We start from the raw sequence: 15,219 nt of genomic DNA on the forward strand, positions 1-15,219 counted from the left end.
CGGCGTCAACCGAAGACGTTGGACCGGGCCGCCTTGGCAATGAAGGTCGTCACCTGCGGCGTCGCGGCCTCGATGTCGGCTTCGTATTTCAGGAGCACGTTGAGCGTGTCCTTGACGATCTCAGTATCGAGTTCGGAAGCCTGGAGCAGCACCAGCACACGCGCCCAGTCGATGGTCTCGCTGACCGAGGGCAGCTTCTTCAGGTCGAGCGAGCGGATCTCGTGGATGAAGCCGACCATCTGCCGCCGCAGCGTCTGCGAGATGCCGGGCACGCGGCTTTCGACGATGCGCTCCTCGAGCCGCTGCTCGGGAAAGCCGATATGCAGATGCAGGCAGCGTCGCTTCAGGGCATCGCCGAGGTCGCGCTCGCTGTTGGAGGTGAGGATCACCGTCGGCGGCGTGATCGCCGAAACGGTTCCGAGCTCGGGGATCGTGACCTGGAAGTCGGACAGGATTTCCAGCAGCAGCGATTCGAATTCGGCGTCCGACTTGTCGATCTCGTCGATCAGGAGCACGCAGCCGCCCGGCTGCTCAAGCGCCTGGAGCAGCGGCCGCGGCTCGACGAATTCCTTGGAGAAGAACACGTCGCCGAAATCGTGGAGCTGGTCGAGCGCGGCATGCAGCGTCTGCGCGCCGCCGAGAACCTCGCCGAGCTTGTCCTTGAGGATCTGCGTGTAGAGAAGCTGCTTGGCGTATTTCCACTCGTAGAGCGCCTTGGCCTCGTCGAGGCCCTCATAGCATTGCAGGCGGATCATCTTCATGCCGCGCCAAGCCGCGATCGCCTTGGCGAGCTCGGTCTTGCCGACGCCCGCGGGGCCCTCGACCAGGATCGGCTTCTCGATCTGCTGCGACAAATAGACGGCAGTCGCGATCTGCCGGCTCGCGATGTAGCCCTGCGCGGCGAGGCCGCTCTCCACTGCCTCGATCGAGGTCGAGGCCTTCTGATCAGCCACGAAAGGGCGCTCCCAAAGGTCTTGCGTGAGGCTTGTTCTGCCTGCGTTCCAGGCAAAGGACAAGCCACGTTTGGGAGACATCTGACCCGCGTGAACGGCGTTTTTTCCGCTAAGCGCAAATAGTCAAGCGCTTCGCTGTTGGCGCGATCAGTGCCGCAGCAGCTCCGGCTTGCGGATCGTCTGCCTCAGCTCGGCGCCGCAATCGGCGCATTCATAGACGAAGTCGATCTTGGCTAGGCTCCAATGCGGCTCGACCTCGCGCACATACATCGGCAGGAACCCCATACAGGTAGGGCAATTCACTGGCGCGATTTCGACGTCCTGATGATGCTGAACGTAAGCTGGCATCTCGGCTCTCCTTCGCAGGCGACCATCAAACCCCGCGCAAGGCTACTGCGGGTCGCCGCGGGGCCCTCATCAACTCTTTCGAACGGAGGCGGAACGGCGGCTGTTTGTGGTTCGCTGTGACATTCTTGTTACGGCTTCTATACTGTAACGGGCGGACCAAATGCCTATTTCACAGGCCGATCCGGTGTTCGAACTTTCATTTCAACGATAAAGGAGCACGCCCATGACGCATGCCATTCGCTTTCACAAAACCGGCGGTCCGGAAGTCCTGGTCTGGGAGGAGGTCAGCGTCGGCAAACCTGGGCCCGGCGAGGCGCGCATCCGCCACACCGCGGTCGGCCTCAATTTCGTCGACATCTATAACCGTTCCGGCCTCTATCCGGCGCAACTGCCGAGCGGGCTCGGCAGCGAGGCGGCTGGCGTCGTCGAGGAGGTCGGGCCTAACGTCACCGATCTGAAGCCGGGCGATCGCGTCGCTTATGGCGCCTCGCCGCTCGGGGCCTATTCGGAGGCGCGGCTGATCCCCGCCGACCGGCTGTTGAAATTGCCCGACGGCGTCGACGACAAGACGGCGGCGGCGATGATGCTCAAGGGGCTCACCACGCAATATCTGATCCGCCAGACCTATCGGGTGAAAGCCGGCGATACCATCCTGCTGCATGCGGCCGCCGGCGGTGTCGGCCTGATCTTGAGCCAGTGGGCCAAGCATCTCGGCGCGACCGTGATCGGCACCGTCAGCAACGACGAGAAGGCGAAGCTCGCCAAGGCGCATGGCTGCGACCATGTCATCATCTATACAAGGGAAGATTTCGTGAAGCGGGTCGACGAGATCACCGGCGGCAACAAAGTGCCAGTGGTTTACGACTCCGTCGGCAAGGACACGTTCCTGAAATCGCTGGATTGCCTCGCCCCGCTCGGCGTCGCCGCGCTGTTCGGCCAGTCCTCCGGCGCGGTGGAGCCGCTTAATCTTGGCCTGCTCGCCCAGAAGGGCTCGCTCTACGTCACGCGTCCGACGCTGTTTACCTACGCCGTCAAACGCGAAAATCTGGTGGCGATGGCGAATGAGCTGTTCGACGTCGTCAAGTCCGGCGCGGTCAAGATCGAGGTGCACCAGACCTACCCGCTGAAGGACGCCGCCAAGGCGCATGCCGATCTTGCGGCACGCAAGACCACGGGATCGACCGTTCTCCTGGTGTAATGCCCAACGGGATGGTGGCGCGAGCTCTAAAGCGCGATGCGATTAGGATGAATCGTCATCTCGCTTTAGGCTGTTGATTGATCATGATCGTTTCGGAAAACCGCTGCACACTTTGCGCTAACGCGGCCCTTCAGGTCCGGATCATGCTCTAGGCCTGAGTCACGTCCTCTCGTGCTTGCGCAGGTCGTGGATGTGGTCGAGGCGGATTGCCTGGAGATCGACGTCCTCGGGCTCGATCTGTGGGAGGGCCGCCTCGGCCAGGATGGCCGCGGTGACATCTTCGACCGAGTTCTCCACGATCTCGTGGATGAACGAGACGTTCCGATACTCACCCGAGGCGAGGCGGGAAATGACCTCGCGCCGGGTGATTTCGGGATCGACGACCGCCTCGCGGCCCCGCCGTCCATAATCGATCATCACGACGAAGTATTGCATGAAACGACCCTGCCGCGCCCCATGGTCGGGACGCGGCAGATTATTTCCGAAAATCGGAACTATGTCAAGTGTGATTTCTTTTAATCAGAAGTGGCAGCTCTCATTTGCCCTTCTTGCGCGGCCGCGCCGACTTCGCGCGCAGCCGCTCAAGCTGTCCCTTGGGCATGGACAGGCAGATCTCCCCGACCCAGTCAAGCTTGACGCCGACGATCGGCTTGGCATTGAAGCTCGTGAGGTTGACCACTGAGGGAGATTTGCCCCGCTCGATGGTCTTCAGATAGCGCTCGCCGGTCTTGAGGCGGACCACTGCCTCTTCGCCGTAGAAGCTCGACAGCGGGTGGCGCTGGTCCTTGTAGACGACGATCACGTCGCCGCTTTCGTATTTGGGCAGCATCGAATCGCCCACGATCTCGAATGCGATCGTCTCTTCCATGATCGGGAAGGGCAACGCGACGTCGCCGAGACCTTCCGGCGGAACCTGTTCGTAGTCCGGCTCGATCACGGCGCCGGCTCCGACGCGCCCCATGATCGGCGCGAGATTGAGCTCGAGATATTCCATGATCGGAATGATCTCCGAGGCCTTCACCAGGCGCTCGCCGCCGAGAATCTCCGAGACCGCGCCGGGCCGCACGCCCATGGCCGCAGCCAGGCCGCCCTTGCTCTTGCCCGTCTTCTCCAGGCCCCGCTCGATCATTGCTACGTCCAACATGGTGATTCCCTCGATTGCGCACCGTCTCGCCTCTTGTAATCCGAAATTCGGAATTGATGCAATTATGAATATCAGAAATACGGCTTGACTCTGTATTCGGAATAACGGAATGTGCGTCTCGCCTCCCGGGTGGAGGCGCATCACAGGACAGCAGCATGGAACCGGGCCATTGGCCGTCGGAGCACTCCGACGCGCTTCGCGACTATTTTCACAAAGGCATGTCTTATGCGGAGATCGGAAGACAGATAAACGCAAGGTTTGGAACGGCTTATACGCGCAGCGCGGTGGTCGGCCGCGCCAAGCGGCTCCGGCTCATCGTGCCGCAATGGATGACGAGCCCGGCGCTCGCGCCGCCCTTGCCGGGTGAACCCAGCCTGCTTTCGCCGCGCCGGGTGGCGTGGCCGAGCCTCAATCTGCCGCCGAAGTCCGCCATGAAGCCTGCGGCGCGGGTGAAGTTGCGCTGTGTCGGCATCCAGCCGCGCCTGATCCAATTGGTCGAGCTCGAGCCGGCCGACTGCCGCTATCCCTATGGCGGCGACAAGGACGGTGAGGAGATCACCTTCTGCGGCCACCCGCGCCAGCCGGGCTCGAGCTATTGCGCGCCGCATGGCCGTCTGACGCGCCGTTCCGAGGCTGCGTCGGCGGCCCGTGCCGCAGGCCCGGTCGTGCTGAAGCTGGTCTCGGCGCTCTGACGGTGCCGCCCTCCGTTCAACTCTCAGTCTTGCAAGGAGATCCGAGTGGCTCGTGCCCGACGCAACAAATCCTACAAATTGGCGCAGATCTACGACCGGCGGTCGCGGGAGGTGCCGTTCAACGCCGAGATCGCGGAGGTGGAGGTCGACAATCCGCTCGCGCTCGATTCCGGCGAGAAGATCCTGGCGATCCGATCGGTCCGCGGCGATCCGCTTGGCCGGCTGCACGCGCACCATCAGATCGATGAGGCGCAGTACCGCGGCGGCCGCGCCTTCCAGAACGATTGGGAGCGGGCGGAGCGCGGCCCGCAGGCGGTGGATACGACGCGCGAATATGTCGATGGGACGGGCACGCGTGAGCCCGTCACCGAAACCCAGCGCCAGGCGGTGCTGCGGCTCAACAGGATCGAACGAGAGCTCGGCACCGACGGCGCCGCGCTGGTGCACGACGTGCTGGTGCTGGGTCTGACCATGGATCAGGTTGGGCAGCGTCGTGCCGTCCGCACGCAACGCTGGAACGATTACTTCGCGCGGCGTTTTCGCGAATGCCTGGACCGGCTGGCGCTGATCTACGGCTTCGCGACGGAGACGGGAACGGCGCGCGGGGGCCGACGTGGATGATTGCGGAGCGCCGGCGGTCTCGGCCGCCGGCGCTCCGCCCATTGCTTACGGGTGAGGGACGATCTGGTAAGGCGTGGTGTAGGGCTCGACGCGCAGCGAGGCATGGGCCAGCAGCCCGATCTTGGCTGTCGGTGCCTGCTGTAATTCGCCGTTGGGGCCACGATGCACGTTGTATTGCCAGACGGTGAGATCGCCCTTCTGTGCCAGCGCGTGTGCAACGGCGCTCGCATCATTGCCGCCGAGCGCCTGAAGCTCCTGCGCCGACAGTCCGACGACGATTTCGTCCTTGACGGTGACGATCTTGAACAGGTTCATCTTGGTCTCCTGCGCCCATGCGCCTTGTGTCGAGACGGTGAGAAGCGCGATTGCGGCGCCCTTGATGAGATCGCAGCGAGAAAGCATGCCGTCGTCCTTTTGGTGCTGAGGCGCGCCCAAATCGAAGAGTTTTCAGCCATGGCGCCCGTGTCTGCGTGGCCGTGCCGCAACGGCTTGGTCGCTCGCGCGTGGACGGCGGTTCACGGTGGACCGGCCGCGAGATCGACTTTCACGCGCTTAATGCAACCGCCGGGACGGATTCAACAAATGCGTGTATCTTGCTGAAGAATCGCCAATTCGTGCGCGCTAACGTGCATTTAACATCGGAAACACGACGAAACCCCGTGTTGATTGACAGCAAGAGGGGCTGTGCGCGTGATTGATGACGCTTCTTGACGCAGGTGGGTGACGGCGATCGATATTCCTGTTATCCGGAAAACGCTGTGGCGCGATGCAGACCAAGCATCGCTATACCCACGGTTGGGCTTGCCGGATGGGTTGTTGCTTGGCATAGTTGCAACCAGATGGAAGCCGTCGTTTGGACGCGGTTCAGCCTGCAACCCGGCGGGTCCCTTCGGCCGAACGTTCGTCGCCATAGTTCTGTTGCGGCGTTCGGTTCTCGAGCGGATCACGACCGATGCTTGTCATAGGTGCGAGATGAAAAACCTCAATTTCGCGGCTGAGCTGCATCTCAAGCTCGGTGTGCCTGCAGGCAGCACCGTGGAAAGTCTGCGTCTGCTCCGGGCCTTCCTGAAGCTCGCGCCGCGACAGCGCTTCGAGGTGATCAAGCTGGTCGAAGATCTCGCCACCGACGAAGCTCTTCCCGAGCACCCCTTATCCTAGAGCCCGGCCGCGCGCCCATCCTGCCCATTTTCCTGCCAGAGCAGGCTCCCCGGCATCGTTCGCCGGAACGCTGGCGGCTGGATGGCGGTCAGGCAAATGTGGTATTCAGACGGAAAAAGGGAGGAGTGAGACCATGATCGAACCGAAAATCGAAGTTCCGGCCGAACTGCGTGATTTGGCCGAGAAGACCATCGACCAGGCCGAAAAGGCCTTCGGCATGTTCTTTGAAGCGGCGACCAAATCGATGTCGTCCGTTCCGGGGGCGGGGACAGAGGTGTCGAAGCAGGCGTTGGCTTTCACGGAGCAGAACATGAAGTCGGCCTTCGAGCATGCGCGCAAGCTGGTGCATGCCACCGACCTCCAGGAGGCGATGCGAATCCAATCCGATTTCCTCCGCAGTCAGTTCACCAGCGCCGGAGATCACATGCGTCAGATGACCGGCAGTCTCATGCAACCCGGCAAGGGCAAGTCCTGATTTTCGGTCTGTGTACAGCGTGCCCACAAATTGATCTTGTATGACGTGAAGATCCGCGCTTCGATACCGGTGCAGGTCCATGATGGGCCACCGAATGATCTCATTCGCCGTCTGTCATCCTTTCTGCTGATCCCTGCCGGTCCACCGGCAGGGATTTGCATTTGCAGCCTTCGTGCAGCCCGGCGTGACCATCCGGGATGAAGCTCAGACTATTGCTGAAGTATGACCTTCGGAAAAGCGCGCCGCTCGGTTTGCGCGAGCGCGGCCTTCGGCGGCCGATCAGGCATCTAACGCAGCGATGCGATGTAGGCCGCGATATCGCCGGCTTCGGTTCGGCTCAGGGGAAAATTCGGCATCTTCGGGTGCGGATCGAGCAGGAAGAATGCGAGCCTTTCCGCACTGAAATCCGGCCTGCGCGCGACGGACGCAAAGGAAGGGACGTCGGCGCTCGCCTGAGCCTGTCCGTTCGCCACGACATGGCAGCTCGCGCACCAGCGCCTGGCGAGTTCGGCGCCGTGACCGGCATCAGCACCGAGAGCGGACGACGAGCCGAAGCCAGAGACGAGGCCAAGCAGCAGGAAAATCCGTCTCACATGTCGGAGCATAGGGCAATCTTTCTGCATTCGCTTGCGGCTGCCGCGCTCATCCGCAGCAGGATCCTGGAAATTGCGAGAGATCGATGCGAGCGACGATCGAGCGCAGCAGCCTGCGGGTCGAACGATAGAGATGCCGCATGAATGCCGGCACTCTCGCCGCGGGCAGGCCCTTCGGAACAAGGCTTTTCGTACCAAGACTTCCGGTATAGTGCGACACGTGTCTCTCCGACAGCATGTGGTTTCTTACCGTGCCGTGTCGGAGCCGCCTTGATCTGCCGCAAAGCGTCCCGGCCAATAGTCGCCCGGGTTCATGATCATTGGGCTCTTCGTATCCGCAGGCGTGAGCGCGCTGCTGGCGCTGTCACGCAGGAAGCGGTCGAGCGTCTCCTCACGATGAGGGTCATCAGCGTCTGTGCCCGTGGAAACTCCGGCCGCGCACTCCGGCCTCATTCTGAGGAGCCCGCCTCAAGCGGGAGTCTCGAAGGATGGCCGCGGGGAAAAGCTGTCAGGATGCGACATCCCGCCCGAAGGACCGGGCGGCTAGAGACAGCTCGCCCGGCCGCGTTCGGGGCAGAGCCGGAACGCGCTCGACAGCGTGAAAAGAAAGCGTGGGCTGCGACGCTCGTTGTCCGGCGCCCGGTAGCTTAAGGGGACGGCGACGCCGAAATCGGCCTGGAGGTCGTCCGGCAGGAAGAAGCGCACACCGGCTCCGGCCGATGTCAGCGACAGCCCGTCGCTCAGGCGATAACCGTGGTTCCAGACTGCGCCAGCGTCGCCAAAGGCATAGAGCTGGTAGCCGGTCCAATAGCGGAAATTGAGCTTCTGGTCGAAGCGCAGCTCGAGCGAGCCGGCAAGGCCGTTGTCGCCGCTGATCTCGGCTGCGCCATAGCCACGGCCGAAGGCCGCGCCGCCGAGATAGAATTGTTGCGAAGTGAACAGCGGGCGCGACGCCGTCTGGCTCGCGGCAGCGAGCTTGAGCGACCAGACATCGTTGAGTGTCTGGTAGCGCGTGAACCAGAGGTTCAGGACCGAGAAGTTCGAGGAGGCTCCGTCGCGTGACAACAGATCGTCCTCGAAATGTGAGGCGCCAAAAACGTCGAGCCCCTGACGGTAGGTCAGAGTCGCAAAATTGGTGCCGCCAAAAGGATCCAACAGCCGGTAGTCGGCGGTCAGGCTCGCCGTCCTGATGTGGTCGTTGTACCAGGGCCCGTAAAGGTCATGCTCGGACACATTGCTGAAGGTCGTGGCGGCGGTCAGCGTGAGCGTGGAGGATTGCGACTGCAACGGGACCATGCTGGCACGCAGCTCGAACGCGTGGGTCGTGGTGATGTCGCTATCGAGCCGGCGCATATCGCCCGGCCTTACCGCGCTGTACAGCACGGAAGCACCCAGGCGGACACCGTCGACGCCGACGGGCGCATCGTACGACAGCCGTGCGAAGCCGAGCTGGCGGGGGTCGTTGGCAATGGTCGACAGGTTGACCGCCAATGCATCGCCGGGCGCGAGGTAGGAGTTGAACGCGCCGGTGGCGTAGGTCTGCCAGGGACCGACCGACGAGGATCCGAGATTGTCGAGGCCGAACGAGGTGAAGACGTGCCAGGTTTTCAAGTAGATGGTCAGGCGGAAGCGGCCCGTCGTACCGCCGATCTCCTCCAGCGCAGTGTCGGTGATCCGGACGCCCGGCCTGCCATTGATCAGGAAGAGCTGGCGTTCGAGCGTTGCCAGTCGCGAAGGATGTTCGGTCAGAACCGGCGCCAGCATCGGCCTTATGCCGAACCGCTCTGCACCGTCGCCCTTCAACTCGGCCTGCACGATCGCACCTTCCAGGACCTGAATCCGGACACGGCCGTCGGCGATGTCTTGTGGTGGCACGATGGCGCGGCTCAGATGAAAGCCGGCTTCGCGGTAGAGGTCGCTGATGGCGCCTGCGATCGCGGCCAGATCCGCCTGCGAGACCTTCCGGCCGAGATAAGGCTGGTAGACAGCGGCGATGCGATCAGGGGAAACCGCATGGGCGCCGCCGACGCTGACGCCGCGCAGCACGAATTGCGGCTTGGTATCGCCGCCCGTCGTGGGCTGTCCGACGCTCGGCAACCGGACCGGCGGCCGGCCGAGCGATTCCTGCTCGGTCTGGTTATCAAAATATTTCTCGGGCTGGCGCGGGTCGAAACCCGGCTGGTTCGCCTGTTGAGCAAATGCCGCTGGAGTTGCCGCCAAAATTACTGCCGCCGATACCAATGCGGTAAGGCGATGCCGCGTCTCACCGCGCGCGTCGACTTTGTCTCCGTAGTTCAACGGAGGATCTGCCACGGGACGGTAAGGGTTCGTTAGCCGCATGATTTTTCATAGGTTTTTATGGTCAACGATTGGTTAATCCGGCCGCTCCGCTGGCCGCTTTCCGATAATCCTATCTTGAGTGATTTCGGATACCCCTCAGGCTTGGCTGTAAACGCGGGCTGAGGATCATCATGTTCGGCAGAGTTGGAATGCGGCGCGCCCTGGCGGCGGCGCTGATCCTGGGATCGGCCTCCAGCGCATTCGCGGCGGACGACGGTGTGTGGTCCGTCAGCAAATCCTCGGGCGAGGTCTGGCTTGCGACGAGCGGCGCCCAGCAGGTGTCGTTGACGTCAGAAGGAACGCTGAAACCTGGCGATACCATTCGCACCGGTCGCAACGGGCGCGTCCTCCTCGTCCGCGGCGAGGAAACGATCCTGATCTCCCCCAATTCGGTGGTGGGCCTGCCGGCCGAGAAGAAGGACGGCCTGTCGACCACCATCATCCAGCAGGCGGGTTCGATCCTGCTCGAGGTCGAGAAGCGCAACGTCAAGCATTTCGAGGTCGAGACGCCCTATCTCGCCGCCGTGGTCAAGGGAACGCAGTTCAGCGTCACGGTCGGTGCCGGTAGCACCAAGGTCGGCGTGCTCCGCGGCCAGGTCGAAGTCTCCGATTTCAAGACGGGACAGATTGCGCAAGTGATGCCCGGACAAGCGGCCACCGTGTTCGAACACGGCAAGCCCGGTCTCAGCCTCAGCGGTGCGGGGACGCTCAATCCGATCGAGCAGGGCAAGCCCCGCGCACCCACGATCGAGCGTGTCCCAGTGCCGAAGTCGGGCCTGTCGGCGCCGCGCCATGCGGCCAATGGCCATGCCATCCATGCGCTCGGCCCCATCGACAAGGGAAGCAAGGCAGCCGGCGCACCCAAGGCCTCGGGGCAGGCGGCCGGGGGGCATGCCCCCAAGGCAGGAGCCGTGCGCATTTCGGCCGCGCTGGGAGAGGTCAAGCTGAACGTCCACAAGGCGACGCGCGGCCTTGCGCACGGCGGCGTTCCGCCGGGGCAGGCACGTAACGCGAATGCCAGGGGCGACAGTCAGACGATCTGGAACGATGGCAAGACGAGCCCGGCTGCATCCAACGGCGCGGCAAGCAGCGGTGCCGCCAGCGCGAACGCCACGATCGCCGCAACGACGGCCGGCGCATCCAGCGATGCCCCGCGAGCAAACAACGGAAAGGACGGTGGCAACGGTAATTCGGGTAACAACAACGGCAACGGCGGCAACAGCGGCAACGGCGGCAATCCAAACAATAGCGGTAACGGCGGCAGCAACGGTCACGGTAACAGCAGCCATGCCGACAACGGCGCCACCGGCAATGGCAGAGGCAACAACGGCCACGGCCATGGAAATGGCAGCAATGGGCACGGCAGACGCTGAACTCTAGGTGGACGCGTCCGTCGGGGCGGGTGTGGGGGGAGGCTCGGGTGAAACGCTATCGGCCGCATGTTCTTGTCGTGATCGCGCTCGCGGTGGTGTTGTCCACGGGCTGGCACGCTGCGCTTCGCAATGCGCTCACCGATCTTCGATTCAAGTGGCAAACGCGTGCGGCCACCGGTGACATCGTCGTGGTCGGTATCGATGCGCCGTCGATCGACCAGATCGGGGTGTGGCCCTGGCCACGGCGTCTCCATGCCGAAATGCTGCAAAGGCTGGAAGCGGCAGGCGCGCAGGAGGTTGCCTTCGATGTCGATTTCAGCACGCCGTCGGATCCCGCCTCCGACGCGGCCTTCGCCAAGGCATTGCGAGACGCCGGCGGTTCGACGATCCTGCCATCCTTCAAGCAGCCGACACCGAGGGGCGGCCCGGCCCACGTCAACCGGCCGCTGAAGGCGTTCAGCAACCAGTCGTGGCCGGCTCTCGTCAATGTCGCAATCGAATCCGACGGGCTGGTTCGCCGCTATCCGTTCGGCGAGAAGCTCGGCGATGCTTTCATGCCTTCGATGGCCGTCGTGCTGGCGGGACAGGACGCCAATCGGCGACCGCCCTTTCTGATCGATTTCAGCATTCGCGCACCCTCCATTCCCGCCGTCTCCTATGTCGACGTGCTGCGCGGCGATCGCGCCACGCTCGACAAGCTGAAAGGCAAGAAGGTCATCATTGGCGCCACGGCGCTCGAGCTCGGCGACCGTTTCAGCGTTCCCAACGGCAGTATCATCTCGGGGCCAGTCCTCCAGGCGCTCGCCGCTGAATCGATCCTTCAGAACCGGACCCTGCGCTGGACCTCCGATGTCGGCATGGTGGTCGGACTGGGCGCAATCTGCCTGCTGATGCTGTATTCGTGGCGCCGTATCGCGCCAGGACTTCGCGTCGCAATCCTGATCGCAGCCGGGGCGGTGGTCGAGCTGGCCGCAATCCTTGTGCAGGCAAGATGGCCCCTGGTCATCGATACGTCGCTGTTCCACATCGCCATCGTCGCTTACCTGACCGCGATTGCGCTCGACGAAATCGACTTCCGCAGCCTGCTCGGACGCATCGCCGAGAGCCGCTTTCATCGCATCGCGATGTCGCTCGGCGACGGGCTGGTCTGCACCGACGAGGATCACCGCATCACGGTCTGGAATCCCGGCGCCAGCGCGATCTTCGGCTACATGCCGGCCGAGATCATCGGCCGCCCGTTCGAAACGCTGTGCGCTTTGCCGGCACACGCCGGTGCAAGACCGTCCATGCACGACGCCGCGCGCCAGGCGCTCCTGGTTCCGGGCGGCGCCGTCGTCGTCGAGTTCGAAGGCCGGCGCAAGAACGGCGAAACCTTCCCGGTCGAGGCGAGCTTTTCGGGCTGGCAGGGAACGGACGGCTTTCAATATGGTGCCATCCTGCGCGATATCTCCGTGCGCAAACGTGAAGCCGAACGCATTCGATATCTCGCCGAACATGACGCGCTGACGGGGCTGGCCAACCGGAACATGCTGCATGTGGGCCTGACCGATCTGATCGCCGCGGCGGAGCGACGGTCTTCGAGCGTCGCGTTGCTCGTGCTCGGGCTCGACGGCTTCCAAGAGATCAACAACATGCTAGGGCACTCCGCCGGCGATCTGGTGCTGCGCGCGGTCGCCGAGCGGCTCCGGAGCGAGGTCGGTGGCAAGGCGATCGTCGCCCGGCTCAGCGGGGACGAATTTGCCATCGCGATCGATTGCGCAGAGATCACCGAGCCGGTCGCGGCGGTGACCGAACGAATCGCGCGCGCGTTCGAAGCCCCTCTCGCAACCGGCACGCGCCAGCACCGGGTCAAGATCAGCGTTGGCGTCGCCGTCTATCCTGAAGGCGGGAGCAACGCCGATGACCTCCTGAGCAACGGCCATCTCGCGCTGACGAAAGCCAAGGCGACCAGGCGCGGCGGCCACGTCGTATTCGAAGCCGCGATCCGGCAGGAGCTCGAGAACCGCTTGAGGCTGGAGGGCGAGCTGGCGCTTGCCGCCGACCGCAGCGAATTCGAGCTGTTCTACCAGCCGCAAGTTCGTCTGATCGACGGCAGCCTGGTCGGGGCCGAGGCGCTGATCCGCTGGCGGCATCCGTTGCGCGGCTACGTCTCGCCGGCCGAATTCATGCCTGTTGTCAACACCTCTGCGCTGTCGGAGCGGATCGCGAACTGGGTGATGGAGACCGCCTGCCGCCAGGCGCGAGCTTGGGAATTGTCCGGCAGCGATGTGCGCGTCGCGATCAACCTCTCACCCTCGCAGCTTCAGTCCGGCGACCTCGCGCATTCCGTTGCAGCGCTGCTCGAAGAGACCGGGCTGACGCCGTCGCTGCTCGAGATCGAAGTCACCGAAGACATCCTGCTGCATGACGAGCGCCGCGTGCTTGAAATGTTCAAGCGAATTCAGGAGCTCGGCGTCCGGATCCTGTTCGATGATTTCGGCACCGGTTATGCGAGCCTGAGCTATCTCAAGAAATTTCCGCTCGACGGCCTCAAGATCGACCGGTCGTTCGTCTTCGGTCTTCTGTCGAATTCCGACGACGCCGCCATCGTCGGGTCGACCATCGGCCTCAGCAAGCAGCTCGGTCTCACCGTCGTCGCCGAAGGCATCGAGAACCGCGCAACGGCCGACTTCCTGGTCAGCATGGGATGCGAGGAAGGGCAGGGCTATTTCTTCGGCCGTCCGATGCCCGGCGAGGCATTCGAGAGACAGTTCCTGGCGGCTGAGCTCGAGACTGTCAGCGCCGCCTGAGCGAGCGGCTTTGGCCTGCGCGTTGACACCAGCACTCCGAATGGAGGCTGGTTGTCTTGGCGAGCACCGTCGCGCGGGTCAACATCCGGTATTCAGCGTCCAGTGACGGTGCCCACATTCCTTGCTTCCCGCGAGTTCGCATCGCGATCTGAGCGCGAAAAATGCGCCACGGGGATTGGCCTCGCATGGTCTGCTTTCGAAAGCTGAGCGGAGAGGCCTCTTGAAGTGCGCAGGGCAGCTTTTGACCCAACTCGGACATCGGACCGCGGCGAAGCCGGTTTCATCCCTACCAAAACGCTGGCCTCAGTCATATGATGCCGTCGTCTGCGGTTGAGGTACGTATGAGGCGCCGGGATTTGCTTGGTGCTCTTGCTGGTCTGGTGGCCGTGCGGCCGGTAACGGGCCGCGCGCAGCAATCCCCTCGATTGCCAACCATCGGGTTCTTGGGTCAGAGCACCCCTTCGGTCGAGCGCCAACGGCTTGCTGCATTCTTGAAGCGACTGAGTGAACTCGGATGGATCGAGGGGCGAACAGTCGCGATTGAATATGCGTGGGGCGAAGGAAACAGTGAACGCTTCGCTAAATTTGCGACGGATTTCGTTCGGCTTAGAGTCGATGTCATTGTAACCTCGGGGACCGCAAACGTTATCGCGGCGATGCAGGCAACATCGGTTATCCCGATCGTGTTCGCGGTGGCGGGAGACCCAGTTGCAAACAAACTGGTTGCGAGTTTGGCGAAACCTGGCGGCAACGTCACGGGCCTCTCGACGGTAGCAACCGATCTTGCCGGCAAGCGCCTAGAACTTTTGCGCGAGGCCATTCCAAGTCTTCGGCGTTTGGCAGCTATTGGGAACATTGGCAATTCCTTGTCCGCACTGGAGCTTAGTGAAGTGCAAGCGGCGGCGGCGAGGCTTGGTCTTGAGACCGACATCCTCACAATTCGTCAAGCAGAGGACATCCCGTCTGCCTTCGAGGCGCTAAAAGGTGGTGCAGGGGCATTGTATATAGTTGCCGATCCGCTTGTGAATACCCACCGCGATCGGATCCAGACTTTAGCAATGGGAGCGCGACTGCCAACAATCTACAACGCCAGAGAGCACGTCGAAGCGGGTGGCCTCATGTCTTATGGGCCGAATTTTACGGATTTGTATCGCCGCGCTGCCGAATACGTCGACAGGATTTTGCGTGGAGCAAAACCCGCTAATCTTCCGGTGGAGCAGCCGGCCAAGTTCGACTTCGTCGTAAACTTGAGGACCGCCAAGGCCCTTGGCCTAGCTTTGCTGCCGTCGATGCTTGCCCGCGCAGATGAAGTGATCGAATAGAGCTGTTGTTTGCTGCGGTGCATGAGTCCGTTCATGGCCCATCGTGTCACATTGGTGAGCAAGATCGGCCGGACCGGTCGCGTTTGACCCGAAACGCACATCGCGGCCGCACCTGGTTCCCCAGTCGCGCCGGTACTTACGGGTGGGCGGCAGCCAAATTCTCCACCGAATTTCGCTAGCCTGACGCGGAATGAGGTGCGACACTCGCGCCCG

Annotated in this window: 16 protein-coding genes; 9 read left to right on the forward strand and 7 right to left on the reverse strand. The window is 62.9% G+C overall.

Going from position 1 to position 15,219, the window contains the following annotated elements:
• Positions 1–5 precede the first annotated feature (5 nt).
• Complete coding sequence (locus tag I6F37_RS19720; protein WP_036007771.1) at positions 6–953, reverse strand: MoxR family ATPase; 948 nt, start codon at positions 951–953, stop codon at positions 6–8.
• Between the two features lie 147 nt (positions 954–1,100).
• Complete coding sequence (locus I6F37_RS19725; protein WP_036007702.1) at positions 1,101–1,301, reverse strand: hypothetical protein; 201 nt, start codon at positions 1,299–1,301, stop codon at positions 1,101–1,103.
• Positions 1,302–1,524: 223 nt separating this feature from the next.
• Here I6F37_RS19725 and I6F37_RS19730 point away from each other — a divergent pair, with 223 nt between their 5' ends.
• Entirely contained in the window at positions 1,525–2,499 is a 975-nt protein-coding gene (locus tag I6F37_RS19730; RefSeq protein WP_225152366.1) for a quinone oxidoreductase, read from the forward strand.
• A gap of 159 nt (positions 2,500–2,658) precedes the next feature.
• On the opposite strand, the gene I6F37_RS19735 is transcribed toward I6F37_RS19730, so the two are convergent.
• Together I6F37_RS19735 and I6F37_RS19740 are read right to left on the reverse strand one after the other, a co-directional pair.
• Entirely contained in the window at positions 2,659–2,934 is a 276-nt protein-coding gene (locus I6F37_RS19735) for a hypothetical protein (RefSeq protein WP_036007697.1), read from the reverse strand.
• Between the two features lie 100 nt (positions 2,935–3,034).
• A complete protein-coding gene (locus tag I6F37_RS19740; RefSeq protein WP_036045323.1) occupies positions 3,035–3,643 on the reverse strand; it encodes a S24 family peptidase in 609 nt (202 codons plus the stop codon).
• A gap of 155 nt (positions 3,644–3,798) precedes the next feature.
• Here I6F37_RS19740 and I6F37_RS19745 point away from each other — a divergent pair, with 155 nt between their 5' ends.
• A complete protein-coding gene (locus tag I6F37_RS19745; protein ID WP_036007691.1) occupies positions 3,799–4,335 on the forward strand; it encodes a GcrA family cell cycle regulator in 537 nt (178 codons plus the stop codon).
• 45 nt (positions 4,336–4,380) lie between these two features.
• Positions 4,381–4,956, forward strand: coding sequence for a hypothetical protein (locus I6F37_RS19750; RefSeq protein WP_225152368.1), 576 nt, complete (start codon positions 4,381–4,383; stop codon positions 4,954–4,956).
• A gap of 45 nt (positions 4,957–5,001) precedes the next feature.
• Here the strand turns inward: I6F37_RS19750 and I6F37_RS19755 are convergent, their stop codons facing one another.
• Entirely contained in the window at positions 5,002–5,358 is a 357-nt protein-coding gene (locus I6F37_RS19755) for a hypothetical protein (RefSeq protein WP_225152370.1), read from the reverse strand.
• A gap of 570 nt (positions 5,359–5,928) precedes the next feature.
• Between I6F37_RS19755 and I6F37_RS19760 the strand changes: the two genes are divergently transcribed.
• Positions 5,929–6,114: a hypothetical protein gene (locus tag I6F37_RS19760; protein WP_036007684.1), complete on the forward strand. Its 186-nt coding sequence runs from the start codon at positions 5,929–5,931 to the stop codon at positions 6,112–6,114.
• 133 nt (positions 6,115–6,247) lie between these two features.
• Entirely contained in the window at positions 6,248–6,589 is a 342-nt protein-coding gene (locus tag I6F37_RS19765; protein ID WP_036007681.1) for a phasin, read from the forward strand.
• Between the two features lie 287 nt (positions 6,590–6,876).
• Here I6F37_RS19765 and I6F37_RS19770 read toward each other — a convergent pair whose 3' ends face one another.
• Positions 6,877–7,194 carry a cytochrome c gene (locus tag I6F37_RS19770; RefSeq protein ID WP_036007678.1) on the reverse strand — a complete coding sequence of 106 codons (318 nt, stop codon included), beginning with the start codon at positions 7,192–7,194 and terminating at the stop codon, positions 6,877–6,879.
• Positions 7,195–7,495: 301 nt separating this feature from the next.
• Here I6F37_RS19770 and I6F37_RS45930 point away from each other — a divergent pair, with 301 nt between their 5' ends.
• On the forward strand, positions 7,496–7,582 hold the full coding sequence (locus tag I6F37_RS45930) for a hypothetical protein (RefSeq protein WP_368736791.1): 87 nt from the start codon (positions 7,496–7,498) through the stop codon (positions 7,580–7,582).
• A gap of 143 nt (positions 7,583–7,725) precedes the next feature.
• Here I6F37_RS45930 and I6F37_RS19775 read toward each other — a convergent pair whose 3' ends face one another.
• A complete protein-coding gene (locus I6F37_RS19775) occupies positions 7,726–9,522 on the reverse strand; it encodes a ShlB/FhaC/HecB family hemolysin secretion/activation protein (protein ID WP_225152372.1) in 1,797 nt (598 codons plus the stop codon).
• Positions 9,523–9,653: 131 nt separating this feature from the next.
• Here I6F37_RS19775 and I6F37_RS19780 point away from each other — a divergent pair, with 131 nt between their 5' ends.
• The 3 genes from I6F37_RS19780 (at position 9,654) to I6F37_RS19790 (ending at position 15,006) form a co-directional block, all read left to right on the forward strand.
• Positions 9,654–10,895 (forward strand): FecR domain-containing protein, encoded by a 1,242-nt coding sequence (locus tag I6F37_RS19780; protein ID WP_225142906.1) that lies wholly within the window; start codon positions 9,654–9,656, stop codon positions 10,893–10,895.
• A gap of 47 nt (positions 10,896–10,942) precedes the next feature.
• Positions 10,943–13,684 carry an EAL domain-containing protein gene (locus I6F37_RS19785; RefSeq protein ID WP_225152374.1) on the forward strand — a complete coding sequence of 914 codons (2,742 nt, stop codon included), beginning with the start codon at positions 10,943–10,945 and terminating at the stop codon, positions 13,682–13,684.
• 341 nt (positions 13,685–14,025) lie between these two features.
• Positions 14,026–15,006, forward strand: coding sequence for an ABC transporter substrate-binding protein (locus tag I6F37_RS19790; protein ID WP_225150506.1), 981 nt, complete (start codon positions 14,026–14,028; stop codon positions 15,004–15,006).
• Positions 15,007–15,219: the final 213 nt, after the last annotated feature.

This window comes from Bradyrhizobium sp. NBAIM08 (genome assembly GCF_020193935.1).
Taxonomy (GTDB): Bacteria; Pseudomonadota; Alphaproteobacteria; order Rhizobiales; family Xanthobacteraceae; genus Bradyrhizobium; species Bradyrhizobium yuanmingense.

Excerpts from the sequence above, each read along its gene's own strand:
- I6F37_RS19725 (WP_036007702.1), bottom strand. The coding sequence starts at position 1,301 with ATGCCAGCTTACGTTCAGCATCATCAGGACGTCGAAATCGCGCCAGTG.
- I6F37_RS19730 (WP_225152366.1), top strand. The coding sequence starts at position 1,525 with ATGACGCATGCCATTCGCTTTCACAAAACCGGCGGTCCGGAAGTCCTG.
- I6F37_RS19735 (WP_036007697.1), bottom strand. The coding sequence starts at position 2,934 with ATGCAATACTTCGTCGTGATGATCGATTATGGACGGCGGGGCCGCGAG.
- I6F37_RS19740 (WP_036045323.1), bottom strand. The coding sequence starts at position 3,643 with ATGTTGGACGTAGCAATGATCGAGCGGGGCCTGGAGAAGACGGGCAAG.
- I6F37_RS19745 (WP_036007691.1), top strand. The coding sequence starts at position 3,799 with ATGGAACCGGGCCATTGGCCGTCGGAGCACTCCGACGCGCTTCGCGAC.
- I6F37_RS19755 (WP_225152370.1), bottom strand. The coding sequence starts at position 5,358 with ATGCTTTCTCGCTGCGATCTCATCAAGGGCGCCGCAATCGCGCTTCTC.
- I6F37_RS19760 (WP_036007684.1), top strand. The coding sequence starts at position 5,929 with ATGAAAAACCTCAATTTCGCGGCTGAGCTGCATCTCAAGCTCGGTGTG.
- I6F37_RS19765 (WP_036007681.1), top strand. The coding sequence starts at position 6,248 with ATGATCGAACCGAAAATCGAAGTTCCGGCCGAACTGCGTGATTTGGCC.
- I6F37_RS19770 (WP_036007678.1), bottom strand. The coding sequence starts at position 7,194 with ATGCTCCGACATGTGAGACGGATTTTCCTGCTGCTTGGCCTCGTCTCT.
- I6F37_RS45930 (WP_368736791.1), top strand. The coding sequence starts at position 7,496 with ATGATCATTGGGCTCTTCGTATCCGCAGGCGTGAGCGCGCTGCTGGCG.
- I6F37_RS19775 (WP_225152372.1), bottom strand. The coding sequence starts at position 9,522 with ATGCGGCTAACGAACCCTTACCGTCCCGTGGCAGATCCTCCGTTGAAC.
- I6F37_RS19780 (WP_225142906.1), top strand. The coding sequence starts at position 9,654 with ATGTTCGGCAGAGTTGGAATGCGGCGCGCCCTGGCGGCGGCGCTGATC.
- I6F37_RS19790 (WP_225150506.1), top strand. The coding sequence starts at position 14,026 with ATGAGGCGCCGGGATTTGCTTGGTGCTCTTGCTGGTCTGGTGGCCGTG.